Consider the following 26,168-nt stretch of genomic DNA (forward strand, 5'->3'; position numbering starts at 1 on the left):
AATCGAGCAGCAGGGGAACACGCACATGAGCAAGGTCTGGCTGATCACCGGTGCGAACAGCGGATTCGGGCGCGCCTTCACCGAGGCGGCGGTCGCCGCCGGGGACGTGGTGGTCGCCGCCGCGCGCCGCGCGGGCACCCTGGACGACCTGGTCGCCGCCCACCCCGACCAGGTCCACGCCGTCACCCTGGACGTCACCGACCTGGCCGCCGTCGACCGTGTGGTGGCCGAGGTCGCCGAGCGGCACGGCCGCATCGACGTCCTGGTCAACAACGCGGGCCGCACCCACGTCGGTTCGGTCGAGGAGACCGGCGACGACGAACTGCGCTCGCTCTTCGACGTGCACGTCTTCGCGCCCGCGGCCCTCACCCGCGCCGTCCTGCCCCACATGCGGGCCCGCCGCTCCGGCGCGATCGTGCAGCTCAGCAGTGTCGGCGGCCAGGGTTCGATGCCCGGCTTCGGCGCCTACAGCGCGACGAAGTTCGCCCTCGAAGGCCTGTCGGAGGCGCTGGCCGCCGAGGTGAAGCCGCTCGGCATCCACGTCCTCATCGTCGAGCCCGGCGCCTTCCGGACGTCCCTCTTCGGCAACGGCAGCCTCAGCGTGGACACCATCGCCGACTACGCCGACACGGTCGGCGCCACCCGTGCCTTCGTCGAAGGCGGCGACGGCGGCCAGGCCGGCGACCCGGCGAAGGCCGCTGCGGCGGTCCTGACCGCGCTCGCCGCCGACGAGCCGCCGCTGCGGCTGGCCCTCGGCGACGACTCCATCGACATGATCCACGCCCACCTCGACCAGGTCCGGGCGGACCTGAACGCGTGGGACAAGGTCGGCCGGGACACGAAGTTCGACGCCTGACCGGACACACGGAAGGGCCCGCACCCTCCCTCGGGTGCGGGCCCTTCCGGCGTGCCTAGAGGCCTACAGGCCTACAGGAACGAGTTGATCTCGATCGTCTCCGTGCGGCCGGGGCCGACGCCGATCGCGGAGATCGGGGCGCCCGACATCTCCTCCAGCGCCTTCACGTACGCCTGCGCGTTCTTCGGGAGGTCCGCGAAGGTCTTCGCCTTCGTGATGTCCTCCGACCAGCCCGGCAGCATCTCGTAGATCGGCTTCGCGTGGTGGAAGTCGGTCTGCGAGTACGGCAGCTCCTCGACGCGCTTGCCGTCGATCTCGTACGCGACACAGACCGGGATCTGCTCCCAGCCGGTGAGGACGTCGAGCTTGGTGAGGAAGAAGTCCGTCAGGCCGTTCACACGGGTCGCGTAGCGCGCGATGACCGCGTCGAACCAGCCGCAGCGACGGTCACGGCCGGTGGTGACACCGCGCTCGCCACCGATGCGGCGCAGCGCCTCGCCGTCCTCGTCGAAGAGCTCCGTCGGGAACGGGCCGGCGCCGACGCGGGTCGTGTACGCCTTGAGGATGCCGATGACGCGGGAGATCTTCGTCGGGCCCACGCCCGCACCCGTGCAGGCGCCGCCCGCGGTCGGGTTCGAGGAGGTGACGAAGGGGTACGTGCCGTGGTCGACGTCGAGCAGGGTGCCCTGGCCGCCCTCGAAGAGCACGACCTTGTCCTCGTCGAGCGCCTTGTTGAGGATCAGCGTCGTGTCGGCGACGAAGGGCTTGATCTGCTCCGCGTACTGGAGCATCTCCTCGACGATCTGCTCCGCCTCGATCGCGCGGCGGTTGTACAGCTTGGCGAGCAGCTGGTTCTTGCCCTCCAGCGCCGCCTCGACCTTCTGCTCCAGGATCGACTCGTCGTACAGGTCCTGGACCCGGATGCCGACGCGGTTGATCTTGTCGGCGTAGGTCGGGCCGATGCCGCGGCCCGTGGTGCCGATCTTGCGCTTACCGAGGAACCGTTCCGTCACCTTGTCGAGGGTGACGTTGTACGGGGTGATCAGGTGGGCGTTGCCGCTGATCAGGAGCTTCGACGTGTCGACGCCGCGCTCGTTCAGTCCGCTCAGCTCGGAGAGCAGGACCGCCGGGTCGACGACGACACCGTTTCCGATCACCGGGGTGCACCCCGGGGAGAGGATTCCGGAAGGGAGGAGATGCAGCGCGTACTTCTGGTCGCCGACGACGACCGTGTGGCCGGCATTGTTGCCGCCCTGGTAACGCACCACGTAGTCCACGGATCCACCGAGCAGGTCGGTGGCCTTTCCCTTGCCCTCGTCACCCCACTGAGCACCGAGCAGCACAAGTGCGGGCACAGGCGTACACCCCTTCCGGGTGGGGCATGTCCAAGGTCAGGGGGCGTACGCCGCCTCACCGGTGTGCCCCGGAATAGACGAAGCCCCTGGCGCAATAGCGCAAGGGGCTCTTGCACAAAGATGCTACCCGAGGAAGGACCGAGGTGTCGGATCACGACCAGCTGCTGGTCATCGTCGACCCGGTCGCCCGCCGAATGGACGGCGAGTCCGTACGGATCGCGAAAGATGTGCTGTCCGCGGGCGCGGAGGCGAAGATCTGCCTGCCGGACAGCCCGGAAGAATTCTCCCGGGCCCTGGCCCGGCGCGGCTCCCGGCGCCCCGTCGTGCTCGGCGACGACCGTGCGCTGCTCCGCACGGTCGCCCTGCTGCACCGCGAGCGGGAGCTCGCCGAGGGGGCCCTCTCGCTCGTCCCGATCGGCCCCCAGGACGCCCTGGAAGTGGCCCACGCGCTCGGCGTGCCGCGCTCCACGCCGGCAGCGGCCCGGGTCGCCCTGCACGGGGCCGTACGCCGCCTCGACCTGCTCGTCGACGACAGCGACGGCGTCGTCCTCGGCGACCTCCTGGTCCCGGGCGTGCCCCTCCCCGTCGCCGCCGCGCCGTCCGTGTGGGGCACCTGCCGCTCCCTCGTCCGCACCCTGGTCCGCCCGGCTCCCGCGCCCGTCGCCCGGCTGCGGGTAGAGGCGGACGGGATCCTCCTCGCCGACGTCGACGCTCCCCTTGAGGGCCTCACGGTCCGGCCCGTCGGCGGTACGGCCGAGGTGACCGTCCACCCGGCCTCCGCCCCCACGCGGCACGCGACCGCCGGGACGGTCACGGTCTCGGGCCCGGACTTCCGCTACCGCGCGGACGGGCGGCTGACGGGGCCGGTGCGGCGGCGCACCTGGACGGTGCGGGCGGGGGCCTGGGGGCTGACACTGCCCGTCGAGGCCGCATAACCTCACGAGCGGGGACACGTACTCAGGGGTGGGGGAAGTGCGATGACGCGTGCGGAGACGCGTGCGGTGACGTCCGCGCTGGACGTCGAGACGACGGCGCGGGCGCTGGACGAGTACCGGGGGAAGATCTTCGGGCTGATGTGCGCGGGGGTGGTGCTGCTCCTCCTCGCCCTCGCCGCGGGAGAGCTGCTCGGGGAGGAGTGGGCCGAGCAGGTCGCGGCCATGTTCACCGCGTTCGGGATCCTCTCGCTGGGCGCCGGGATCGGCTCGTGGATCATCGCGCGGCGGATGCGGCGGGCCCTCGGCTCGGGCACCTGGTCGGCACACCCCGCCGTGGCGATCGGCCACGGCCGGACCGCGACGACCGTCGTGCTGCGCTCCCCGGACCGCTCCGAGGCGTGGCCGCTGACCGTGATCGCGACCCGGCAGCGCTACGAGCTGGTGCGGCCGGGCCCGGACGGCGTGCTGTGGTGGTGCGGCGACCCGCGCGTGGGCGGGGTCCTGGCGCCGCCCGGCGGCGGCGAGCTGATCTGGGCGAAGCAGATGCGCGGCGGGCACGTGCGACGCCGGGTCGTCGCGCGTGCGGAGGCGGAGGGCCTGATGCACCGGGCGACGCCACGACAGCCGCAGTGGCAGGGGGCGGTGCCGGAGCGGGTGCTGGGTGTGGATTCCGTGGAGGGCCTGGATTCTGTAGAGGGCCTGGATTCGGTACGGGGCCTGGATTCCGCGCAGGCCCCTGATCCCGTACAGGGCCTGGATCCCGTCACCGGCCGCGATTCCGTCACCGACCGCGATTCCGTCACCGGTCCCGGTCCCGGCACCGTCGACGGCTCCCCCGACGGCCCTCCCGTGCGACTCGACAAGGCGCCTCCCGCGCCGGCCCTGCCCACGTACGCCGAGCTCGTCGAGCACGCCCGTCGGCAGGCCGGGCCCAAGGCCGCCCGGGCGCCGCGTCGGGAGGCGGACGTGCGCGAGGTGGCGTGGTGGCGGGTGCGGGGCCTGCGGCGGGCCGCCGGGCTGCACCGGGTGCTGATCGCGCTGACCTTCTGCGCGGCCGTGGGCGCCGTCGCGCTGACCGGGCCGCCGGAGGAGGACCGGCTGAAGCTGTACGCCGTCGGCGCGGTGGTCGTGCTCGCGCTCGTCTACTCCGTCTACCGGTTCCTGGCCTTCGGCAGGCGGTCCGCGCGGGTGCTGGCCCGGGCCGCGACCGCGCCCGTCCACCTACTGCGCCGGTACGTCCTGCTGTACGACCCGCAGGGTGGCGGGCCCGTCCTGGTGCTCTTCCCGATGTACGGCGGCTGGGGCGCCGGGCCCGAGGCGGTGCTCCCGCTGATTCCGCCCGGCCCGCAGAAGGATCCGCGCCGCGGCCTGCCCGCCGCACCCGCCGGCAAGGTCGCGCTGCACGGCTGGCTGGACTTCGTCGAGCGCCGGTCGTTCGTGGTGCCGTGGATCGAAGGGCGCCCGCTGTGGCCGGCGGGGACGTACCACGAGCCGGACGGGCAGGAGTTCGCCGCGCTCCTCGACCGGCTCGCCCCGCCGCTGGAGGCTCAGGCCTCCTGAGGGGCCTCGGCCGCCCGGCCCTGCTTGTGGGCGCGCCAGCGGTCCATGATCCCGGCCATCTCGCCGTGCAGGAAGGCGAAGAACTCCGCCGTCTCGGCCGTCCGGCGCCCCGCCGCGGTGTCGGGGCCCAGGGTCTCCGCGCCGTCCTGGAGGACCTTCTCCCACCGCACCAGTACCTGGTCGCGGCGGGTGAAGGTCTCGTACCAGAGCTCGTTGTGGAGGACGTACCGCTCGCGGCGCGTGCCGGGGTCGCGCTCGCGGCTGACCATGCCGACCCGGGTGAGGTAGCCGATCGCGCCGGAGACCGCCGCGGGGCTGATCCGCAGGCGCTCGGCGAGTTCGGCCGAGGTCAGGGAGGCCGTCTCCGAGGCGAGGAGCGCCGCGAAGACGCGGCTCGCCATGCGCTGCATGCCGGCCGCGGTCATCTCCCCCGCGAAGCGTTCGACGAAGCGGGACACCGCTTCCTCGTCGCCGCCGTCGGTCTTCGTCATCTCGCTCTCACCCATCCTCTGACTCTATCTCCGGCTTTCCGCCGTTCCTTAACTTCACAAATTTGTGAAACTACCGTACGTTCAGAACCATGACGAAGGCAATCAGCGTCGTCGGACTCCACAAGTCCTTCGGGCGCACCCACGCGCTCGACGGCCTCGACCTCACGGTCGAGACCGGCGAGGTCCACGGCTTCCTCGGCCCCAACGGCGCCGGGAAGTCCACCACCATCCGGGTCCTCCTGGGCCTGCTGCGGCCCGACTCCGGCGCCGCCCAGCTCCTCGGCCGCGACCCCTGGCGGGACGCCGTCGAGCTGCACCGCCGCATCGCGTACGTCCCCGGCGACGTCACCCTCTGGCGCAATCTGTCCGGAGGCGAGGTCATCGACCTGTACGGGCGGCTGCGCGGCGGCGGAGGCCTCGACAAGGCTCGGCGCGCCGAGCTCATCGAGCGCTTCGAGCTCGACCCCACCAAGAAGGGCCGCACCTACTCCAAGGGCAACCGGCAGAAGGTCGCCCTGGTCGCCGCGTTCGCCGCCGACGTCGACCTGCTCGTCCTCGACGAACCGACCAGCGGCCTCGACCCCCTGATGGAGGAGGTGTTCCAGGACTGCGTGGAGGAGGCCCGCCGGCAGGGGCGGACGGTGCTGCTGTCCTCGCACATCCTCAGCGAGGTCGAGGCGCTCTGCGACCGGATCAGCATCGTCCGCAAGGGCCGGACCGTCGAGTCGGGCTCGCTCGCGGAGCTGCGGCACCTGACCCGTACCAGCGTCACCGCCGAACTCGCCGGACCGCCCAACGGTCTCGCCCACCTCCCCGGCGTCCACGGCTTCGACCTGCGGGGCGACCGCGTGTCGTTCCAGGTCGACACCGACAAGCTCGACGCCGTCCTGCGCTCCCTGACCGCCTCGGGCGTACGGAGCCTGACCTCCACCCCGCCCACCCTGGAGGAGCTCTTCCTCCGGCACTACACCGACGAGGCGGCGTCATGAGCCTCGCCGGCACCGGACCGCTCACCCGGCTCGCCCTGCACCGCGACCGGCTGATGCTCCCCGTCTGGGCGGTCGTCACCGGCGGCATGGTCGCGAGCGGCGCCGGCTCCCTGGAGGGGCTGTACGGGACAGCCGCCGAACGCGCCGAGGTCGCGGCCTCGATGACCGCCAACAGCTCGATGCGCGCCCTGTACGGGCCGGTCTTCGGCGACTCCCTCGGCGGGCTCGTCGCCTGGCGCTTCGGCACCTTCGGCGCGGTCCTCGCCGCCGTCGCGAGCCTGATCGTGGTCGTCCGGCACACCCGCGAGGAGGAGGAGACGGGCCGTCAGGAGATGCTGTCCGCCGGGGCGGTGGGCCGCAGGGCCCCGCTGACGGCGGCCCTCCTCGCCGCGCTCACCCTCAACACGGCCGTCGCCCTCGTCGTCACCGCCGGCCTCGCCGGACAGGGAGCGGCCGGGGCGCTCGCGCTCGGCCTGGCGATCGGCGGCACCGGCATGGTCTTCGCGACCACGGCCGCGCTCGCCGCCCAGTTCACCGAGAGCGCCCGGCTCGCGAAGGGCCTGTCGGCCGGCGTCCTGGGGCTGGCGTTCGCCCTGCGGGCGGCGGGGGACTCCGGAAGCGCCGACGGCGACTCGGTCCTCACCTGGATCTCGCCGATCGGCTGGGCCGAGCACGTCCGCGCCTTCGCCGGCGAACGCTGGTGGGTGCTGCTCCTGATCGCCGCGGCCGTCCTGGTCCAGACGACGGCGGCGTACGCGCTGACCGCCCGCCGGGACGTCGGCGCGAGCTTCCTCGCGACCCGGCCCGGCCCGGCGGAGGGGCGGCTCGGGTCGGCCGGGGCGCTCGCGTGGCGGCTCCAGCGCGGCACGCTCCTCGGCTGGTCGCTCGGCTTCCTGCTCGCCGGGCTCGTCTTCGGCGGGATGGTCGAGGGCGCGGCCGACATCGTCGGCGACAACGAACGGGCCCGGGAGATCTTCGAGCGGATGGGCGGCCAGAACGCGCTGACCGACGCGTTCCTCGCCACCATGGTGTCCCTCTTCGGGATGCTCGCGGCGCTGTACGCGGTCGGGTCCGTGCTGCGGCCGCACGGCGAGGAGACCTCGGGCCGGGCCGAACCGCTCCTCGCGAACGCCCTGGGCCGGGTCCGCTGGGCCGCCGGGCACCTGGTCATCGCCTTCGGCGGCTCCGTGCTGATCCTGGCCCTCGCCGGGCTCGGCCTCGCCCTGTCGTACGGGCACGACCTCGGGCCCGTCCTGGGCGCCGCGCTCGTCCAGCTCCCGGCCGTGTGGACACTCGCCGGACTCGCGGTCCTGCTCTGGGGCGCGGCCCCGAAGGCGGCGGCCGCCGGGTGGGGCGTGGCCGGTCTCTGCCTGGCCCTCGGCTGGATCGGCCCGGCGCTCGGGCTGCCGCAGGGCGTCCTGGACCTCTCCCCCTTCGGCCACCTGCCGAAGCTGCCGGGCCCGGAGATGGCCTGGGGGCCGGTCCTGGTCCTGACGGCCCTGGCGGCGGCCCTGACGGCGGCGGGGCTTGCGGGGCTGCGGCGGCGGGATGTGGCCGGGGGCTGAGGCTCCCCTCGGCCGATCCGTCAGGAGCGGGCCGGTGAGGCCGGCATGAGCGTGCGGGCCAGTACTTCCAGCGCCTGGGTGACCTCACCCAGGCGCTGCGGGTCGTCGGACCCCAGCGCCGCGGCGAGCGCGCCTTCGATCCGGGTGGCCCGCACCTCCGCCACGCGCTCGGACGCCTCCGCGGCCGGGCGCACGAGCACCCGGCGCCGGTCGGCGGGGTCCGGCACGGCCCGCACCGAGCCGGCCTCCTTCAGCCGGGCCACGGCGGTGGACACCTGACTCTGCGGCAGACCGGTCCGGGCGGCGATCTCGCCGACGGCGCTGTCGGGGTGGGCGGCGATGTCACCGGCGACGATCAGGACCAGCCGGGCGCTGCCGGCGTACCGGCCCTCGCCGCCGGGAGGCTCGGGCAGCGCGTCCTCGCCGATCTTCATCAGGAGGCGGCCCAGCAGGAACAGTTCGGCTCCATTCACCCCGCCAACATACATCGAACTGGATTCATCCGAACTGATGCATCTGAATTGATGCATCGGGATTGATGTATCGAGTTGGATGGAATAACGTTGTTGAGGAGGACGGGGGGCGAGAAGCCCGCCGCACACGAAGGGGGAGCATCATGACCACGACCACTGCCGCCACCACTGCCGTCACCGTCGGCACGCTGGACGTTCCCGGCGCGGTCCTGCACTACCGGGTCGAGGGCGCCGGACCGACGCTGCTGATCTCGCAGAGCGGGGAGGGCGACGCCGACCGCACCACCGACCTCGTCGCCCGGCTCACCGACTCCTACCGCGTGATCACCTACGACCGCCGCGGCCTCTCCCGGAGCCGGCTCGACGACCCGGAGCGGGGGGCGACGCTGGTGGAGCACGCCGACGACGTCCAGCGCCTCCTCGCCGCCCTCGCTGACGGGCCCGCCCTCATGCTGGGCTGCAGCCTGGGAGCGGTCATCGGGCTGCACGCGGCCGTGCGCCACCCCGGCCTCCTTCACACGCTCGTCGCCCACGAGCCCGTCGCCCCGCGCCTGCTGCCCGACGAGGAGCGCGCCCACCACGAGGGCGAACTGGCCGCTCTCCAGGACCTGTACGGCCAGGGAGGTCTCGGCGCCGTGCTGCCGGAGATCGCCCGGACCCTGGGCATCGACACCACCGGCACCGATGCCGAACCCGGCCTCACGCCCCAGCCGATGAACGCGCAGCGGATCGCGAACTTCGACCACTTCATCCGCCGCGACTTCAGCGCGATCGTCCACGACACGCTCGACACCACCGCACTGGCGAGCACCGGCACCCGCATAGTCCCCGCCGTCGGCCGCACCACCCCGCACACCGTCTTCGACCGCCTGTGCGCGGCCTCCCTGGCCGAGCTCGTCGGCGGGGAGCTCGTCGAGTTCCCCGGCGGCCACAACGGCAACACGAGCCACCCGGAGGCGTACGCGGCCCGCCTCCGCCAGGTCCTGGCGGAGACATGCTGAGCCGCAGGGCCGGGTCACACCTCCACGAGCAGCTCCTCGAAGCCCCGGATGACGTAACCGGGTTTCCACACCGGCTCCGCCGAGAGCTTCAGGCCCGGCGCCTGGCGCAGCAACTCGCCGAAGACGGCGGTCAGTTCGAGGCGGGCGAGCGGGGCGCCCAGGCAGTAGTGGATGCCGGCACCGAAGGTGATGTGCGGATTGTCGGCCCGTTCGAGGTCGAGGACGTCGGCGGTGGGGCCGAAGCGGGCGGGGTCACGGTTGGCGGAACCGAAGAGGAGGGCGACCTCGGAGCCGCGCGGGAGGGTGACGCCACCGAGCTCGATGTCGTCGAGGACCCAGCGCTCGAACATCTGGAGCGGGGTGTCGTAGCGCAGAAGTTCTTCCACAGCTGTGGACAACTTTTCGGGATCGGGACGTACGCCCTGCTTGAGGAGCGTCCGGCAGCCGTTGACCGTGGTGTTCACGGTGGCCTCGTGGCCGGCGTTGAGGAGCAGGACACAGGTGGAGATCATCTCCTGTTCCGTCAGCTCCTCCACCGCGATCAGGGACGAGATCAGGTCCTCCCCCGGGGCCTTCCGCCGACGGGCGATCAGTTCCCGCAGGTAGTCCGAGAATTCGACGGAGGCCTGCACCGCGCGCCGGGCCGTCCCCTCAGAGGGGTTCAGCTCGAACATCCCGCAGATCGCCGCCGACCAGGGCCGCAGCCGCGCCCGCTCCTCGTCCTCGGCCGGGATGCCGAGCATCTCGGCGATCACCGCGACCGGGAGCGGCTCGGCGACGGCGGACAGCAGGTCGCCACCGCCCGCCGCGACCAGATCACCGACGAGCCCGGCGGCGAGGCGCCGTACCGTCGGGGCCAGGTTCTCCACGGTCCTCGGCGTGAATGCCTTGGAGACCAGCCGCCGGATCCGGGTGTGGTCGGCGGCCTCCAGATCGAGCAGCCCGTGGTCGTTGAGCGTGTGGAACGGCTCGTACGCGGCGTCCGGCGCCGTCCGCCCGAACTCCTCGTGCGTGAAGCGATGGGTGTACGTCCGGCCGAGCCGCCGGTCCCGCAGCAGCGCGGACACGTCCTCGTAGTGCGGGACGAGCCACTGGCGGGTGGGGGCGTGCCAGTGGGCGCGGCCGGCGGCGCGGAGCCGGGCGTAGGCGGGATAGGGGTCGGCGACGAACTCGGCCGACCAGGGGTCGTACACAGCGTCAACAGCGTCCATGACCGGACGCTACCCCTCCCGCCCCGTCACGCACCGGCTCGGCGGAAGCGGCACCGGCGCCGTCACGGACCGCGGCCGGCCGCCGACGCGCGAGGGCGCCGTCACGGACCGGCTCAGCCGCCGACGCGTACCAGGCCCGCCTCGTACGCGAAGACGGCCGCCTGGGTGCGGTCGCGGAGGCCCAGCTTCACCAGGATCCGGCTGACGTGGGTCTTGATCGTCGACTCGGCGACGACGAGGTGGTCGGCGATCTCGGCGTTCGACAGGCCCTGCGCGATGAGGACCAGGACCTCCGTCTCCCGCTCGGTCAGCTCCCCGATGCGCGCCATCGCCGGCGGGCGCGGAGCGCTCCCCGGGGCCTTCGCGAACTCGGTGATCAGCCGCTTCGTGACGGTCGGCGCGAGCAGCGCCTCGCCCGCCGCGACCACCCGCACCCCGTCCGCGAGCTGGCGGGCCGAGGCGTCCTTCAGGAGGAAGCCGGAGGCCCCGGCGCGCAGTGCCTGGTACACGTACTCGTCGAGGTCGAAGGTCGTCAGGACCAGCACCTTCGCGTCCGCGTCGGCGGCGACGATCTCCCGGGTGGCCTCGATGCCGTTCAGCTCGGGCATCCGAATGTCCATGAGGACCACGTCGGGGTGGAGGGCGGCGACCTGCGTGATCGCCTCCCGGCCGTTGACGGCCTCGCCGACGACCTCGATGTCCGGCATCGCGCCGAGCAGCACGGAGAAGCCCTCACGGACCATCATCTGGTCGTCGACGATCAGTACCCGGATCACGCCTGCTGCTCCTCACGGCTCACGGGGACGAAGGCGGTCACCTCGTAGCCACCGTCCTCGGTCGCCTCCGCCGTCATCTCCCCGCCCAGCATCGTCACACGCTCCCGCATGCCGGTGATGCCGTGCCCAGCGCCCGGGGAGGGCTTGACCAGGCCGCGCGCGGGGCCGTTGGCGACGCGCAGGCCGAGGCCGCCGAGGACATAGCTGACCTCGACCTTCGCGGCCGCGCCCGGGGCGTGCCGCAGGACGTTCGACAGGGCCTCCTGGACGATCCGGTACGCGGAGAGTTCGACGCCCTGCGGCAGCTCGCGCACGGCGCCGGTCACCGTCTTCTCGACGTCGAGCCCGGCCTCACGGACGTTGGCGACGAGCGCGTCGAGGTCGGCGAGGGTCGGCTGCGGGGCGTCGGGGGCCTCGTAGTCCTCGGCCCGGACGACCCCGAGGATGCGGCGCAGCTCGGTCAGCGCGGCGACGGCGTTCTCCCGGATGGTGAGGAAGGCCTGCTCCAGCTCGGGCGGCGGGTTCTCCACCCGGTAGGGCGCGGCCTCCGCCTGGATGGCGACCACGGACATGTGGTGGGCGACGACGTCGTGCAGCTCGCGGGCGATGGTCGTCCGCTCCTCCAGGACCGTCCGCTTCGAGATCTCCTGGGCGGTGACGGTCTGCTGGGCGCTGACGTCGCGGTCGGCCTGGCGGCGGACCTGGAAGACGGTGACGGTGAGCAGGACGAGGGCCGCGACGAACAGCAGCGGTACCGAGTCGGAGCTGCGTCCGACCCCGAGGAACATCTCGGCGAAGAAGGAGTAGGCGGCCGTCACCACCCACATCCACGCGGCGGTACGGGGCCGGGTGCGGGCGGCGACGACGGCGAGGACCACCAGATGGGCGGCGAGCGAGTTCGCCGCCCAGGGCCAGCCGCCGTCGTAGCCGGCGATGTATCCCACGAAGGGGGTCGACGCCAGCGAGGCCCAGAAGGCGAGGACGGGCCGGACCAGGGTGAGCAGCACGATCGCGGCCGGTGCGGCGGCGGTGACGAAGGCCAGGGGGCCGAAGGCGTAGTAGATGCGGTCGTACCCCATGGCGAAGACGATCACCGCGCAGAACGCGACGAAGGCGTGCGGCAGGAGGCCCGCGTAGATCCGTATGCGCTTCGGCAGGAAGCGGGTCGGACCCCGCTCCACGTCCATGCGCGACAGCGGGCGGTAGGCGAAGGCGTCGTGGAAGAGGTCGGCGCGCAGCCCACCGAGCGCGTCCTGCGCCAGGCGGAGCTCGGGGCTGCGGCTCGTGTCGGTGGTCTGCGTCTCGGTCACGCGAACCACCGTACGGGCGGCGGGGGACCCGGTCGTCCCGCTGGATGCGGATCCTTCCGGGTCCCCCTTGAGGACTAGCGTCCTTACAGGACGTGGTTGAACTTCGAGCCCTCGCCCGCGTACAGCGAGGTCGTCTGACGGCTGAAGGGGGCGGTCGCGGAGCCCGTCGAGCGGTAGACGTACGTGGCGTTCGCGCCGTACGCGATCAGGTCCGGGCGGCCGTCGTTGTCGAGGTCGCCGGCGCCGACGAGCTGGGAGAACGCGCCCCAGCCGGCACCGACCTTCACGCGCGTGGCGAAGCCGCCGCGGCCGTTGCCCTGGTACAGCCAGAGGACGCCGGTGGTGTCGCGGGCGATCAGGTCACCCGTGGCCGTGCCGGCGATGTCGCCGACGGCGGTGATGTGGTTGTAGGCCTGCCAGCCGCCGCCGACCTTGGCCCGGGTCCCGAACGGCTTCGTGTAGTCGCCCGTGCCCTTGTAGAACCACAGGTCGCCGGCGCCGTCCGTGGCCACCAGGTCGGCGCGGCCGTCGCCGTCGAGGTCCGAGCCCCCGGCCAGCTTGTTGTAGCCCTGCCACCCCGTGCCGACCTTCACCCGGGTGGCGAACGTGCCGTCGCCCTTGCCGAGGTAGAGCCACAGCACGCCCGAGCCGTCGACCGCGATCAGGTCGCCGGTGGCGGCACCGCCGAGGTTGCCGACGGCCTCGATCTGCTTGTAGATCCCCCAGCCGCTGCCGATCGACGCGCGCTGTGCCCGGGTCACCTGGCCGTTCACCGGCCGGTCCCGCAGGTCGTCGCGCCACAGCACGCCGGAGGCGTCCCGGGCGAGGACGTCGGTGGAGCCGTTGTTCGTGTAGTCGTGCGGGTTGGGGGTGCGGGTGACGTTCAGAAGCCAGCCGTCGTAGGCGGTCACGCCGGTGTCGGCGAGCAGCGTCGCCTCGGCCTCCACACCGTAGGTGCCGTTCGGCGCGTCCACCCCGGCGATGACGCCGTCCCAGTCGAAGGAGAACAGCGTGCCGCTCGCGGGAGCGGTCAGGCGCTTCTTGAACTCCTTGCCGGTGGCGGTGTGCGTGAGGGTGACGTCCACGACGGCGTCGGCACGCGACAGCGTCCAGCCGAGGGTCACCTTGCCGCCGGTCTGGTCGAGGTTCACCGCGTCGGGGACGTGGGTCTGCTCGAACTGCAGCCGCTGCTCGGTCACCGGGGCGCCGATCTCCGCGACCTTGGTGACGGTCGGGGCGCCGTCCGCGCCGGCCACGACGCGGAACAGTCCTTCGCCGTCCGCGGTCCGGGTGCCGCGCAGCACGACGCTGCCGTCGCCCACGGACACCGCGCGCGAGGCCGAGACGCCGAGCTCGATGGTCTCGTCGCTGGTGCTGGTCAGGTTGCGGGCCTTGGCGGGGTGATAGGCGTTGCCGTAGACCAGCCATTCGCCCACGAGCGTGCCGTACCACTCCTCGTCGTGACGGCCCAGGACGGTCTTCTTCTGCTCGCCCGTCTTGCGGTCCACGGACGTGATGTAGTCGCCGGTGCCGGACTCGTAGCCGTACCAGGTCACGTGCGAGGCCGAGAAGCCCAGAGCGCTCATGCCGTACCCGGACTCGGGTGCGGCGTACGTCGCGGTGACCGTCGCGCCCTTCAGGTCGACCATGGCCCGGCCACCGACCCTCTTGTCCGCCGGCCCCGTCTCGTACCCGACGAAGACCTGGTCGTCGTGGGCCTGCGAGCCGAAGAAGTCGGTGGCTTCCGCGGGCAGGCCCGCGATCTTGGTGGTGGTGGTCGTGGCGCCGTCCTTGGTCACGACGTGCAGTTCCGCCGTGCCGTCTTCGTTCTTGATCTGCGCGAGGACGCTCGTCGGGCTCAGCACGGCCACGTAGTTGCCGTTCAGCGCGCCGAGGTCGATGGACACCACGGGCGCGGCGGGGTCGGCCATGTTCCGCAGGGTGATCGCCTTGAACTCGGCGGTCCAGTTGTGGTCGCCGAGGACGACCACGTCACCGGCCCCCAGGTCCCAGCCCGTGGGGTCCTGGAGCGGGATCGCGGCGCTGCCGTCGTACGGCGTCCACAGCAGGTTCCTGTTCAGGTCCTGGTCGAAGGAGTAGCTCAGGAAGCCGGAAGTGGCGGCGCCGCCGAGGTCGGAGCCCTTCGGGAAGACGGGAAGGGCGGTGTCCTGGGTGGCCGAGACGCCCGCCGGGACCGCCGCGAAGGCGGTCGGGGCGGTGGCCAGGGTGCCCGCGCCCAGCGCCGTGACGGCGAGGACGGCCGTGACGGCCGAGGCGAGGCGGATGCCGGTGGTGCGGAACTGCAAGGTGAACCCCCACGAAGAAGATCGGACACGGGAGTGCCGTGCCCGATGAGACTCGTGATCCGTTCGAAGGGTTGTACGGGCGGCGGACGGAATTCCGGTTCACCAGGCGAGCTGGGCGATCTCCTCCGCCACCACCGCGCACGCGTCCGCCGCCGGGTCGATCAGCGGGAAGTGGCCGATCCCCTCCAGGAGCGTCAGGCCGACCTCCTCGCCCGCCTTCGCCGCCGCCTCCGCGTACGCCTCGGCCACCGCGTACGGGACGACGATGTCCTCGCGGCCCTGGACCAGGGTCGTCGCGATGCCGGTCGGCAGGAGGACCGACGGGTCCGTGACCGCCGCGCGCGCCGCGTACTCCGTCTCTCCGCCCAGGAGTTCGGTGACCGCGCCGCCGCACACCCCGAGCTCCACCGACCGGCCGAAGTGGGCGATCGGGGCGAGGGCGACGACCCCGCGCAGCTCCGGCGGGGACGGCAGGCGCCAGGGCGCGTCCGCGGGCAGGACGTGCCGGGCGGCCGCCCACAGCGCGAGGTGGCCGCCCGCCGAGTGGCCGGTGAGGACCGTACGCCGCGGATCGGCCTGCGGAAGGTGCGTCGCGGCCAGCTCCGGTACGGCGTCGAGCGCCGCCGCCACGTCGTCGAAGGTCTCCGGCCAGCGCCCCGCCACCGGAGCCGTACCGCCCTGGTGGGGCAGGCCGGGGCCGCGGCGGTACTCGACGCTCGCCACGGCGAAGCCCCGGCGGGCCAGGAAGTCCACGAACGGGGTCAGGTGCTGCCGGTCGTACGGTGCCCGCCAGGCGCCGCCGTGCAGGGCGACGACGAGCGGGGCCCGGGTGCGCCCGTCACGCGGGGCGTAGAAGTCGACCACCTGGTCCGGGTGGTCGCCGTACGCGGCGGTGGCGTCCGGGGCGACGGCCGGGTGCGAGAAGGCCGACGCCTCTTCGGCGGCATCGCGCGCGGCGGGGTCCGGCATGCTGTTCCAACCTCTCGGGTACGCGGCCGAATTGGCCTGACCTGCGGGGACGGTACCAGCACCGGAACCCCCGCAGATCAGGCGATCATCCGACCTACGCAAGAACCTCCGCGAGGATCCTCGCCGCCCGCTCCGCGTCCGCGAAGCCCACGTACAGCGGCGTGAAGCCGAACCGCAGGATGTCCGGACGGCGCAGGTCCCCGACGATCCCGCGCTTGATCAGCTCGGTCATCACGGCCGGCGCGTCCGCGCAGCGCAGCGCCACCTGGCTGCCGCGCTCCCCGTGCGCCCCGGGGGTCACGGAGGTGACGCGGCCCTCGGGGACGTACGCCTCGACGCACTCCAGGAAGAAGTCCGTCAGCGCGAGGGACTTGGCGCGCACGTCCTCGACGGCGACCCCGTCCCAGACGTCGAGGGCCGCTTCGAGGGCCAGCATGGAGAGGATGTCGGGCGTGCCGACCCGGCCCCGGAGCGCGCCGTCCGCCGCCTCGTAGCCGGGGGTCATGCCGAACGGGTCGGCGTGCGAGTTCCAGCCGGGCAGCGGCGAGTCGAAGGCCCCCTGGTGGCGCTCGGCCACGTAGAGGTAGGCCGGTGAACCCGGGCCGCCGTTCAGGTACTTGTACGTGCAGCCGACCGCCAGGTCCACCCCGTGCGCGTCCAGGCCGACGGGCAGGGCGCCCGCGCTGTGGCACAGGTCCCAGACGGCGAGCGCGCCCGCCGCGTGGAGCGCGGCGGTGATGCCGGGCAGGTCCTGGAGCCGGCCCGTGCGGTAGTCGACGTGGTTGACGAGCGCGAGGGCCGTCCGGTCGCCGGCCGCGGCCGCCATGTCGGCCGGGTCGCAGGGCACGATCTCGTGACCCGTCATCCGCGCGGCGGACTGCGCGATGTACCCGTCCGTGGGAAAGGTCGTCGCGTCGACGAGGATCTCGTCCCGGTCGTCACCGTTCAGCCGGGCCGCGGCGACGACCGCCTTGAAGACGTTCACGCTCGTCGAGTCGCCGACCACGATCTGCCCCGGGGCGGCGCCGACGATCGGGGCGATCCGGTCGCCGATCCGCTCGGGGGCGGTCCACCAGCCGGACTCGTCCCAGGAGCGGATGCGCAGTTCGCCCCACTCCCGGGTGATGACGTCGGCCATGCGGGCCGGGACGTGCGCCGGCAGGGCGCCCAGTGAGTTGCCGTCGAGGTAGACGGTCCCCTCGTCGAGGGCGAACTTCGCGCGGTGCCCGGACAGGGCGTCGGCCGCGTCGAGTCGCGCGGCCCTCTCCTCGTACGACTCAGACATGGCTGCGGGCCGTCCAGAGCTCGGGGAACACGTTCTTCTGGGCCCGCTTCTCCAGCCAGGCCACGCCCGCGGAGCCGCCGGTGCCGGTCTTCGCGCCCATCGCGCGCCGGGTCGCCACCAGGTGGTCGTTGCGCCAGCGCCAGACCAGCTCGGCGACGTCGCTCAGGGCCTCGCCGAGCCGGACGAGCTCGGCGTTCTGGTCGGTGTCCGCGTAGATCCCGGCCCAGACCGCCTCGACCTCGGGCGAGGGCTCGTACCGCTGGGAGAGGTCGCGGGAGAGGGCCGACGCCGGCACGGGCAGACCGCGGCGGGCGAGGAGGCCGAGGACCTCGTCGTACAGGCTCGGCTCCTGGAGCGCCTTCTCCAGCTCGGCGTGGACGCGGGGCGCGCCCCGGTGCGGGACGAGCATCGACGCGGACTTCTCGCCGAGCAGGAACTCCATGCGCCGGTACATCGCCGACTGGAAGCCGGAGCCCTCGCCGAGCGCCGCCCGGTAGGCGTTGAACTGGCCGGGGGTGAGCTGGGCGAGCGGGCGCCAGGAGTGGTTGAGTGCCTCCAGCTCGCGGACGGAGCGCTTGAGCGCGTCCATCGCGACCGGGACCCGGTCCTCGCGCAGGGCGCGGCTCGCGGTCTCCCACTCGTGGACGATCACCGTGAACCACAGCTCCATGACCTGGGTGGTGACCAGGAAGACCATCTCGCCGGGGTCGTCCGAGCGGAGGTGCTGGAGGTGGGTGAGGACGTCCGCCTGGACGTAGTCCTCGTACGGCGTCGTGCCCGCGAAGTCGAGGTTCGGGTCGTCGACGACCGAGCCGGCTCCGGAGGCATCGGGGAAGGTGGACATTTCTGTCTCCTCGATACGTGCTACCGGGTAGCGGTCCGCTCCACCGTGTGCACGCTGCGATGCCCTACGGGAGCTCCGGTCCCCTCGGGAGGCGCGCTCCTTCGCGCGCGTCCCAAGCGCATCATGACACGATCGGGCCCGTGATGTAGCTCCCGTCTTCGTCATACGGAAAAGCGTTCGACCGGCAGCCGTCGAGGCCCTTGATCTGCTGCATCATCGCGGGCGCGAGCCTGCCCGGACCCGGGCAGCCCATGTGCGTGTGGATGCCGATCTCGTGCCCGACCTCGTGGTTGATGATCAGGTGCCGGTACTCCGCGGCCGGCCCCGCGAAGGTCGGCGAGCCGAGCATCCACCGCTTGAGGTTCACGACGACGCCGTCGGCGGTCTCGCAGTTCAGCTCGCCGTGGGTGCGGAGCCCCTGCCGCAGGCAGAGCGCGTCGGCGGTGTCCGGGGTGGCGATCCGGATGACGAAGTCGGCGTTCTCCGAGACCAGCTGGAAGCGGCCCCGGCCGTGCGCGGCCCAGCTGCGCGGATGCGCCAGGATCCGCTGGATCTCGGCGGCCGTCTCGCGCGCCGACAGGTCGATGCCGTCCTCGACCTGGACCCGGTAGCGGCGCAGCGTGCCGGTGTCCCCGACGGGCGATCCGGAGGCCCGCGCGGTGGTGAAGGTGCCGGCCCCGGACTGCGGGACGGTGCCCTTCTTCCTGGTCGCCGTGGGCTTGGGGGCCGGCTTCGTCGTCTTCCTGGGCGTCGGCTTCGGCGCCGGCTTCGCCGTCGTGGGGCGGGGGCGCGGCGCAGCGGTCGTCGGTTCCACCGCGCCGGGTGCCGCCGTCGTCGCCTCGTCGGCGGCCCTGCCCTGGTAGTGCGCGAGGGCGGCCCCGGCACCGAGCGAGACCGTCATCAGGACCAGGGCCGGCAGGACGAGCCCGGACCTGGACCTGGATCTGCGCTGTTTCCTCTTTCCCCGCCTTCCGGCGGGTAAGGCACGTTTCCCCATGGCAGAGTTCCCCCCCCTGGTCCGGTCCCGGGATCGTACCCGCCACTTCGAACACCTTCGAACGGAACGGGGGGATCGCACAGGCCTCCGGGGACGACCGCAGCTCGATCACGCTGATGTCCGGGGCGGCGCCGACCCACGGAACTCGGCACCGAACCGGGCCGCGCCCTGCAGGAGCTCCAACGGCGCGTGCTCCGAATGCCGCAGCTGAAACGGCCCGCCGGCCGCCGGTTCCCTGATGGCAGACTGCAGGCATGGACATTCACCAGAACCTGCTGAGCGGGCCGAACCCGACCTACCTGCCGGAGAACGAGGAGGCGAACCGCCTGCTCGTCGAGGAGTCGAAGCCGGCGGTCGAGGTCGTCGCCGCCCACCCCACCTTCTCCCTGGCCTGGGCGCTGCTCGCCGACGAGGCGTGGGAGGCGGGCCGCGTGGTCGAGTCGTACGCCTACGCCCGCACCGGCTACCACCGGGGCCTCGACGCGCTGCGCCGCGCGGGCTGGAAGGGCCACGGCCCGATCCCCTGGGAGCACGAGGCCAACCGCGGTTTCCTGCGCTGCCTGGCCGCGCTCGCCCGCGCCGCCGAGGCGATCGGTGAGCAGGACGAGGCGGAGCGCTGCGGGCAGTTCCTGAAGGACAGCAGCGCCGAGGCGTACGCCGAGCTCTCGCGGTAACAGCGGCCGGAACCGGTCAGGGAGCCACGTCCCGCCGCCCCGGGTCGAGCGGCGGGGACTGCACCCCGCAGTGGACCTTGCACTCCGGGTGGCAGTCCCCCGCCGCGGCGGGGGTCCGCATCGTCGTCCAGGCGAGGACCGCGCCCACCACCAGGATCCCCGCGCACATCGGCATCGCCCGCCGGAACGTGTCCCCGAACTCTTCCGCCGAGCGGTACGCCTCCGGGCCCATCCCGGCGAGCAGCGGCAGCGCGGCCACCGCGATCAGCCCGGCGGCGCGCGCGGCCGCGTTGTTGATGCCGCTCGCGAGACCCGCCCGGGACACGTCCACGGAGGCGAGGACGGTCGCGGTCAGCGGGGCGACCAGGGTCGTCATGCCGAGCCCGAGGACGAGCATCGCCGGCAGCACGTCGGTCACGTACGAGGCGTCCTCCCCGACCCGCAGCATCAGCAGCATCCCGCCGGCGCACAGCAGCGGCCCCACCGTGAGCGGGATCCTCGGCCCGATCTTCTCCCCCAGCTCCCCGGACTTCGCGGAGAGCAGCAGCATCAGCACGGTCGTCGGCAGCAGCGCCACTCCCGCGCCGAGCGCCGAGTAGCCGGCGACCACCTGGAGCTGGAGCGCCGCCAGGAAGAAGAAACCGGCGAACGCCGCGTACACACAGAGGGTCACCAGGTTGACCGCGGTGAACAGGCGCGAGCGGAAGATCGACGGCGGCACCATCGCCCGCTCCCCGCGCCGCCGCTCCACCACCACGAACCCGGCGCCGGCCACGAACCCGGCCACCCCGGCCCACCAGGCCGCGCCGATCAGCGCGTACGTGACGAGCGCGAGCGCCACCGCGCCCAGGACCGCGCCGAGCACGTCGAAGCGGCCGTGCGCGGTCTCGTCCCGCGACTCCGGCACGTGCCGCAGGGCCACCGGTACGCAGAGCGCGGCGAGCGGCACGTTCAGCAGGAACACCCACCGCCAGCCGGGACCGTCCACCAGCCAGCCGCCCACGAACGGCCCGATCGCCGCGCCCACACCGCCGAAGCCCGACCAGAGCCCGACGGCTCGCGCCCGGTCGTCCGGGTGGAAGCTCGCCTGGATCAGCGCGAGGGAGCCGGGCGTGAGCAGCGCCCCGCCGACACCTTGGAGGGCGCGGGCCGCGATCAGCACCCCGGCGTTCGGGGCGAGCCCGCACAGCAGGGAGGCGAGGGCGAACCAGACCACGCCGAGGACGAAGACCTTCCGCCGCCCGTACCGGTCGCCGAGGGAGCCGCCGAGCAGGATCAGCCCGGCGAGGGTCAGCATGTAGGCGTTGACGGTCCACTGGAGGACGGCGAGGTCGGCGCCCAGGTCCTCGCCGATGTGCGGCAGGGCGACATTGACGACGGTCGAGTCGAGCAGCGCCATCCCGGAGCCGAGGACCGTGGTGAACACGATCCACCGGCCGGTCCCCGTGGCCATCCGCACGTCCCGCACGCCCGTAGCCGCACCCATGTCTGCATGGTCCCGCGAAGCGGGGGCCTCCGCGCGCCGGGACCGGCCCGTACGCAGCGGGTTCGCCGTGCCCCCGCTCAGGCCGTACGCAGCGGGTTCGTCGCGCCGGGACCGGGCCGTACGCAGCCGGTTCGCCGCGCCGGGACCGGGCCGTACGCAGGCCGGTTCGCCACGCCCCCCGCTCAGGCCGTACGCAGCCGGTTCGCCGCCCGGACCAGCGCGTCCACGCCCCGCTCGGCCTTGCCGCGCGGGCAGCCGACGTTCAGCCGGACGAAGCCGGGCGTGCCGTACACCCCGCCCGGCATGATCGCGACCTTCTCCACCGCCACCAGCTCCTCCTGGAGCCGGGTCTCCTCGATCCCGAGCGGCCGCAGGTCGATCCAGGCCAGATAGCCGGCCTGCGGCGGCGCCCAGTCGACCTCGGGCAGCCCGTCCGCGAGGCGCTCCCGGACCAGCCCCATCGTGCCCGCGACGTATCCGCGCAGCTCGTCGAGCCAGGGAGCGCCCTGCCGGTACGCGGCGATGTGGGCCGTCAGGGAGAGCACGGCGGGCGAGGCGAGGCCCTCGCCGGTCTCCATGCGCCGCACGAAGGCCTCGCGCTCGTCGGGGTCGCCGACCATGCCGTACGAACCGGAGAGCGCCGGGAAGTTGAAGGCCTTCGTGCCGGAGGTGACCAGCGCCCAGCGGCGGCCCCGGCCCGGCTCGGCGATCCGGGTCCAGGGGATGTGCCGGTGGCCGTCGGTCGTCAGGTCGGCGTGGATCTCGTCGCTGACGACGGCCGCGCCGTGCCGCTCGGCCAGCTCGGCGAAGCCCCTGAGCTCCTCCTCCGTCCACACCCGGCCGGTCGGGTTGTGCGGGGAGCAGAGCAGCAGCATCCGGCTGTCCGGCCGGGCGAGCTCCCGCTCCAGGGCCTCCGGGTCGCCGACGGGGACGCCCCGCAGCTCGCGCCCGAGCCCGGTGACGGCCTTTCGGAAGCCGTCGTACGTGGGGGTGTGGACGACGACGCCGTCGCCGGGTTCCGTCCACATCTGGAGGAGCTGCGAGAGCTGGGAGAGCACCGAGGGCGCGTACACCAGCGTCTCCGGGTCGATCTCGGTGCCGTACCGGCTCGCGTACCAGTGGCGGATCGCCTCCCGGAACTCGCCGAGCCGCCAGTCGGTGTAGCCGAAGACCCCGTGGTCGACGCGCTCGCGCAGGGCCGCGAGGACCTCCGGCGGGGAGGCGAAGTCCATGTCGGAGATGGTGAAGGGCAGCAGGTCGGAGACGCCGAAGCGGTCCGCGATGCCGTCCCACTGCACGGACCAGGTCCCGTGCCGGTCTATCTCACGGTCGAAGTCGTACATCAGCCCTCCAGGGACGCACGAGGGCCCGGCACCTCGGGAGGTACCGGGCCCCGTCGTGCACGGTCCTACTTCAGCTTCGTGCCGGCCGAGCGCAGCGCGACACAGGCCTCGCCGACGCGCTGGGCCATGCCGGCCTCGGCCAGCTTGCCCCAGGTGCGCGGGTCGTAGGTGGACTTCTTGCCGACCTCGCCGTCGACCTTCAGGACACCGTCGTAGTTGCGGAACATGTGGTCCACGACCGGGCGGGTGAAGGCGTACTGGGTGTCGGTGTCGAGGTTCATCTTCACGACGCCGTTCTCCAGCGCGGTGGCGATCTCCTCGGCCGTCGAGCCCGAGCCGCCGTGGAAGACGAAGTCGAACGGGTCGGCCTTGCCGAACTTGGCGGCGACGCCGGCCTGGAGGTCCTTGAGGAGCTCGGGGCGGAGCACGACGTTGCCCGGCTTGTAGACGCCGTGCACGTTGCCGAAGGACGCGGCGAGCAGGTAGCGGCCCTTCTCGCCCAGGCCGAGCGCCTCGGCGGTGCGGATGGCGTCCTCGACGGTGGTGTACAGCTCGTCGTTGATCTCGTGGCTGACGCCGTCCTCCTCGCCGCCGGTCGGGGTGATCTCGACCTCAAGGATGATCTTGGCGGCGGCGGCCTTCGCGAGCAGCTCCTGGCCGATGGCCAGGTTGTCGGCGAGGGTCTCGGCGGAGCCGTCCCACATGTGCGACTGGAACAGCGGGTTCAGACCCTTGGCGACGCGCTCGGCGGAGACGTCGAGCAGCGGACGGACGTAGCCGTCCAGCTTGTCCTTCGGGCAGTGGTCGGTGTGGAGGGCGACCGTGATGTCGTACTTCGCGGCGACGATGTGCGCGAACTCGGCCAGGGCAACGGCGCCCGTGACCATGTCCTTGTTGTACTGACCGCCCAGGAACTCGGCACCGCCGGTCGAGATCTGGATGATGCCGTCGCTCTCGGCCTCCGCGAAGCCGCGCAGCGCAGCGTGCAGGGTCTGGGACGAGGTCACGTTGATGGCCGGGTAGGCGAACTTGCCTGCCTTCGCCCGGTCGAGCATCTCGGTGTAGACCTCGGGGGTTGCGATGGGCATTCGTCCGCTCCTTGTGATGTGCGGGGTGTGTGCGTTGCTGTCCCTGACCTAGGGGCGACGTCATCGTCGCGGCCCATCTTTCCAGACTCTTGTGCGGGCTCCCACGGGCGCGGCATGACGAAGGGCGGGGTGTTTCACGTGAAACACCCCGCCCTTCGGTGAAATCGCAGGTCAGGACCGTTCTGGCGGGGGTCCGGGACCTAAGTCACGACTTCGCGGCGGTTACGCCAGGCCGAGCTCGTCCAGCGCGTACGCGTAGAGGTACGGAACGCCCGCCGTGCCGCTGATCTTCTCGCCGGCTCCGGTGGCCCGGTCCACGATCGTGGCGACGGCGACGACCTCGGCGCCGGCGGCGCGCGCCGCCTCGACGGCGGTCAGCGGCGAGCCGCCGGTGGTGGAGGTGTCCTCGACGATCAGGACGCGACGGCCCTTGATGTCCGGGCCCTCGACCTGGCGCTGCATCCCGTGGGCCTTGGCGGCCTTGCGGACGACGAAGGCGTCGAGCCGCTCGCCCCGCGCGGCGGCGGCGTGCAGCATCGACGTCGCGACCGGGTCGGCGCCCAGCGTGAGGCCGCCGACCGCGTCGAAGTCGAGGTCCTTGGTCAGTTCGAGCATGACCTGGCCGACCAGCGGCGAAGCCGCACCGTCCAGCGTGATCCGGCGCAGGTCCACGTAGTAGTCGGCTTCCAGACCCGAGGAGAGGGTCACCTTGCCGTGCACCACGGCCTTGTCCTTGATCTGCTGGAGCAGCTCAGCGCGTACGTCAGTCATGCCCCTGAGCTTAAAGCCGCCGCCAGGTCCAGGTGCTCTCGACCTCCAGGGGGTCGATCGGGGTGACCAGGCGCGGATGCGTGTTGAGGCCGTTCGGCGGGCCGGACTGCGGCTCGACGCAGACCGCCTCGGCGGGCTCGTCGTAGATCACGACCCACTCGGCGCGGCTCGCGAGCTTGAGCTCCAGCTCCTCCGGCCAGACGAGGGTGACGTCGACGCCGTCGGGCATGCCGAAGCAGTCGTCCCAGGGGCCCGGGAGGGGGTCGATGCGGTGGCCGGTGGGGAGGTGGTTCTCCCCGCGCTCCTCCTGCCAGGCGGGCGTGAAGTCGATCCGTACGTCCTGACCGCCCTGCCCGAGGTTGCGCAGGAACCAGGGGTGCCAGCCGGCCTGCGCCGGGAAGGAGTCGTCGTAGGTCTCGACGCCGAAGCGGAGGGTGAGGGAGTCCTCGGCCAGCTCGAAGACCTGGGTGACCCGGCCCTTGTACGGCCAGGGGTCGCCGAGCTCGCAGGTGAAGACGGCCTCGGTCGCGGAGGTCCGGGCGGTCTTCCAGGCGAGGTCGCGGACGGTGCCGTGGATGGCGTGCGGGGCGGCGTTGACCGGGAGCTGGTGGGTGGTGGCGCCGTTGCGGAAGCGGCCGTTCTCGGTCCGCCCGCACCAGGGCACCATCGGGAAGCTTCCGTAGCGCTCGCCCTGGCGCAGCACCTCGGTGCCGGCGATGCGCAGGCTCTCGATCCGGCAGCCGTGGTCGGGGTTGATGGTCAACTCGGCGTCGCCCGCCGTCAGTCGCGTCTGCATGCTCACGTCCTGAGCCTAGGGCCTGTCCGACCATTCGCGCCGGATCAGGCCGGGCCGTCCGGTGCGTGCGATCGGCGTGCGGCCGGGGCGCCCTCGTAGCGGAGCTACTTGGGCGTTTCGGCCGTGCGGCGAGCGTGCGTGCCGGACGGGCCGGACCCGGCGGGAATGGTCGGACAGGCCCTGGGGCCTGTCCGACCATTCGCGCCGGATCAGGCCGGGCCGTCCGGGCCGGTCAGCGGCGGCGGCGCAGGGCCCGGCCGACGACGACGGCGGAGGCGAGGGCGAGGGCGGCGGCCGGGGCGATCCACCGAAGGGTGGCGCCGGCGCTCGTCGCCTCGGGGGCGGGGACGGGGGCGTAGCGGCCGCGCGGCGGGGCGTGGTCGACCTCCTCCGCGCTCCGCCCGATCATGGTCCGGCGGGCGTGGGCGGCCTCGGCGGCGGGCTGCGGGGCGGGGAACTCGATCGGGCTGTCGGCGAAGTCCTCGTCGAGGAGCGGGTCGAGGGAGGGCGGCGGTACGGGCACGTCGAAGGCGGCGGTACGGGCGGGCTCCTCCACCCCGTCGTCGACCCCGTCGTCGTCGGTGGCCTCTTCGAGGGCCTCGGGCTCCTCGGCGAGCGCCGCGACCGCCTCCACGAACTTGTCGAGGAGTCGGACGCCGGCCGTGGAGCGTGCCTCGTCCGTGGCGTCGGCGAGCCGGCCGACGGCGGTGAGGGCGCCGGTGAAGCTCAGGCTGGTCCCCTCAGCCACCGGGGTGAGGACGACGGTGAGGGACAGCTCGGCCGAGCCCTTGCCGCGGGCCTCGGTGCCCTCGCCCTCGTAGGTGATGGCACCGTCCCGCTCGACGACCCGCAGGGCGCCCCGGTAGGTGATGGTGTTGCCGCCGACCCGCACCTTCAGCCGGCCCGTGAGGGGGCCCGCCTCCGCGTCGGCGTCCCGCTGGAGACCGGGCACGCAGCGCACCACTCGGGCCGGGTCCGTGAGCGTCGCGCGCAGGGCCTCGGCCGGGACGGGTACGAACACCTCATGCTCCATGGAAGCCGAGCCTACTCAGGGCGGGGCGCGGCGTCGCCTGTTTGCGCCCGGCAG

Annotated in this window: 24 protein-coding genes; 7 read left to right on the forward strand and 17 right to left on the reverse strand. The window is 72.9% G+C overall.

Features of this window, described 5'->3' with window-relative positions:
- Positions 1-25: 25 nt before the first annotated feature.
- Positions 26-856, forward strand: coding sequence for an oxidoreductase (locus tag AB5J54_RS18830; RefSeq protein WP_369145076.1), 831 nt, complete (start codon positions 26-28; stop codon positions 854-856).
- A 71-nt stretch (positions 857-927) separates the two neighbouring features.
- On the opposite strand, the gene AB5J54_RS18835 is transcribed toward AB5J54_RS18830, so the two are convergent.
- The gene (locus AB5J54_RS18835; protein ID WP_369145077.1) at positions 928-2,211 is read right to left on the reverse strand and encodes an adenylosuccinate synthase; all 1,284 of its coding nucleotides are present in this window, start codon (positions 2,209-2,211) and stop codon (positions 928-930) included.
- 194 nt (positions 2,212-2,405) lie between these two features.
- On the opposite strand from AB5J54_RS18835, the gene AB5J54_RS18840 reads away from it, so the two are divergent.
- Together AB5J54_RS18840 and AB5J54_RS18845 are read left to right on the forward strand one after the other, a co-directional pair.
- Positions 2,406-3,146 carry a diacylglycerol kinase gene (locus AB5J54_RS18840; RefSeq protein WP_369149390.1) on the forward strand — a complete coding sequence of 247 codons (741 nt, stop codon included), beginning with the start codon at positions 2,406-2,408 and terminating at the stop codon, positions 3,144-3,146.
- A gap of 42 nt (positions 3,147-3,188) precedes the next feature.
- On the forward strand, positions 3,189-4,706 hold the full coding sequence (locus AB5J54_RS18845) for a hypothetical protein (RefSeq protein WP_369145078.1): 1,518 nt from the start codon (positions 3,189-3,191) through the stop codon (positions 4,704-4,706).
- Here AB5J54_RS18845 and AB5J54_RS18850 read toward each other — a convergent pair.
- Entirely contained in the window at positions 4,694-5,212 is a 519-nt protein-coding gene (locus tag AB5J54_RS18850) for a GbsR/MarR family transcriptional regulator (protein ID WP_369145079.1), read from the reverse strand. The genes AB5J54_RS18845 and AB5J54_RS18850 overlap by 13 nt on opposite strands.
- A gap of 74 nt (positions 5,213-5,286) precedes the next feature.
- On the opposite strand from AB5J54_RS18850, the gene AB5J54_RS18855 reads away from it, so the two are divergent.
- The gene (locus tag AB5J54_RS18855) at positions 5,287-6,186 is read left to right on the forward strand and encodes an ATP-binding cassette domain-containing protein (RefSeq protein WP_369145080.1); all 900 of its coding nucleotides are present in this window, start codon (positions 5,287-5,289) and stop codon (positions 6,184-6,186) included.
- Entirely contained in the window at positions 6,183-7,751 is a 1,569-nt protein-coding gene (locus tag AB5J54_RS18860; protein WP_369145081.1) for an ABC transporter permease, read from the forward strand. The genes AB5J54_RS18855 and AB5J54_RS18860 overlap by 4 nt, the downstream gene beginning before the upstream one ends.
- A gap of 20 nt (positions 7,752-7,771) precedes the next feature.
- Here the strand turns inward: AB5J54_RS18860 and AB5J54_RS18865 are convergent, their stop codons facing one another.
- Positions 7,772-8,224: a MarR family winged helix-turn-helix transcriptional regulator gene (locus AB5J54_RS18865; RefSeq protein ID WP_369145082.1), complete on the reverse strand. Its 453-nt coding sequence runs from the start codon at positions 8,222-8,224 to the stop codon at positions 7,772-7,774.
- Between the two features lie 143 nt (positions 8,225-8,367).
- Between AB5J54_RS18865 and AB5J54_RS18870 the strand changes: the two genes are divergently transcribed.
- Positions 8,368-9,225: an alpha/beta fold hydrolase gene (locus tag AB5J54_RS18870; protein ID WP_369145083.1), complete on the forward strand. Its 858-nt coding sequence runs from the start codon at positions 8,368-8,370 to the stop codon at positions 9,223-9,225.
- 14 nt (positions 9,226-9,239) lie between these two features.
- Here the strand turns inward: AB5J54_RS18870 and AB5J54_RS18875 are convergent, their stop codons facing one another.
- The 8 genes from AB5J54_RS18875 to AB5J54_RS18910 all read right to left on the reverse strand — a co-directional run bounded on the left by AB5J54_RS18875 (position 9,240) and on the right by AB5J54_RS18910 (position 18,923).
- Positions 9,240-10,436: a cytochrome P450 gene (locus tag AB5J54_RS18875; protein WP_369145084.1), complete on the reverse strand. Its 1,197-nt coding sequence runs from the start codon at positions 10,434-10,436 to the stop codon at positions 9,240-9,242.
- Positions 10,437-10,549: 113 nt separating this feature from the next.
- Positions 10,550-11,212 carry a response regulator gene (locus AB5J54_RS18880; protein ID WP_369145085.1) on the reverse strand — a complete coding sequence of 221 codons (663 nt, stop codon included), beginning with the start codon at positions 11,210-11,212 and terminating at the stop codon, positions 10,550-10,552.
- Positions 11,209-12,531 carry a sensor histidine kinase gene (locus AB5J54_RS18885; protein ID WP_369145086.1) on the reverse strand — a complete coding sequence of 441 codons (1,323 nt, stop codon included), beginning with the start codon at positions 12,529-12,531 and terminating at the stop codon, positions 11,209-11,211. The genes AB5J54_RS18880 and AB5J54_RS18885 overlap by 4 nt, the downstream gene beginning before the upstream one ends.
- Before the next feature lie 74 nt (positions 12,532-12,605).
- Positions 12,606-14,828: an FG-GAP repeat domain-containing protein gene (locus AB5J54_RS18890; RefSeq protein WP_369145087.1), complete on the reverse strand. Its 2,223-nt coding sequence runs from the start codon at positions 14,826-14,828 to the stop codon at positions 12,606-12,608.
- Between the two features lie 99 nt (positions 14,829-14,927).
- Complete coding sequence (locus AB5J54_RS18895; protein WP_369145088.1) at positions 14,928-15,797, reverse strand: alpha/beta hydrolase; 870 nt, start codon at positions 15,795-15,797, stop codon at positions 14,928-14,930.
- Positions 15,798-15,891: 94 nt separating this feature from the next.
- Positions 15,892-17,082, reverse strand: a complete 1,191-nt coding sequence (gene kynU / locus AB5J54_RS18900; protein ID WP_369145089.1) for a kynureninase — start codon at positions 17,080-17,082, stop codon at positions 15,892-15,894.
- Complete coding sequence (locus AB5J54_RS18905) at positions 17,075-17,926, reverse strand: tryptophan 2,3-dioxygenase family protein (RefSeq protein WP_369145090.1); 852 nt, start codon at positions 17,924-17,926, stop codon at positions 17,075-17,077. Before AB5J54_RS18905 ends, kynU begins: the two co-directional genes overlap by 8 nt.
- A gap of 121 nt (positions 17,927-18,047) precedes the next feature.
- Positions 18,048-18,923 carry a DUF3152 domain-containing protein gene (locus tag AB5J54_RS18910; RefSeq protein ID WP_369145091.1) on the reverse strand — a complete coding sequence of 292 codons (876 nt, stop codon included), beginning with the start codon at positions 18,921-18,923 and terminating at the stop codon, positions 18,048-18,050.
- A gap of 254 nt (positions 18,924-19,177) precedes the next feature.
- Between AB5J54_RS18910 and AB5J54_RS18915 the strand changes: the two genes are divergently transcribed.
- Positions 19,178-19,597 carry a DUF3151 domain-containing protein gene (locus AB5J54_RS18915; RefSeq protein WP_369145092.1) on the forward strand — a complete coding sequence of 140 codons (420 nt, stop codon included), beginning with the start codon at positions 19,178-19,180 and terminating at the stop codon, positions 19,595-19,597.
- Positions 19,598-19,613: 16 nt separating this feature from the next.
- Here the strand turns inward: AB5J54_RS18915 and AB5J54_RS18920 are convergent, their stop codons facing one another.
- The 6 genes from AB5J54_RS18920 to AB5J54_RS18945 all read right to left on the reverse strand — a co-directional run bounded on the left by AB5J54_RS18920 (position 19,614) and on the right by AB5J54_RS18945 (position 26,114).
- The gene (locus AB5J54_RS18920; RefSeq protein WP_369145093.1) at positions 19,614-21,083 is read right to left on the reverse strand and encodes an MFS transporter; all 1,470 of its coding nucleotides are present in this window, start codon (positions 21,081-21,083) and stop codon (positions 19,614-19,616) included.
- Between the two features lie 182 nt (positions 21,084-21,265).
- Positions 21,266-22,426, reverse strand: coding sequence for a MalY/PatB family protein (locus AB5J54_RS18925; RefSeq protein WP_369145094.1), 1,161 nt, complete (start codon positions 22,424-22,426; stop codon positions 21,266-21,268).
- 65 nt (positions 22,427-22,491) lie between these two features.
- The gene (gene fbaA / locus AB5J54_RS18930; protein ID WP_369145095.1) at positions 22,492-23,514 is read right to left on the reverse strand and encodes a class II fructose-bisphosphate aldolase; all 1,023 of its coding nucleotides are present in this window, start codon (positions 23,512-23,514) and stop codon (positions 22,492-22,494) included.
- 222 nt (positions 23,515-23,736) lie between these two features.
- Positions 23,737-24,285, reverse strand: coding sequence for an orotate phosphoribosyltransferase (gene pyrE / locus AB5J54_RS18935; RefSeq protein WP_041129971.1), 549 nt, complete (start codon positions 24,283-24,285; stop codon positions 23,737-23,739).
- Between the two features lie 10 nt (positions 24,286-24,295).
- Positions 24,296-25,081, reverse strand: a complete 786-nt coding sequence (locus AB5J54_RS18940) for an aldose 1-epimerase (protein ID WP_369149391.1) — start codon at positions 25,079-25,081, stop codon at positions 24,296-24,298.
- A gap of 232 nt (positions 25,082-25,313) precedes the next feature.
- Positions 25,314-26,114, reverse strand: a complete 801-nt coding sequence (locus tag AB5J54_RS18945; protein ID WP_369145096.1) for an SRPBCC family protein — start codon at positions 26,112-26,114, stop codon at positions 25,314-25,316.
- Between the last annotated feature and the right edge of the window lie 54 nt (positions 26,115-26,168).

This window comes from Streptomyces sp. R44 (assembly GCF_041053105.1).
Taxonomy (GTDB): Bacteria; Actinomycetota; Actinomycetes; order Streptomycetales; family Streptomycetaceae; genus Streptomyces.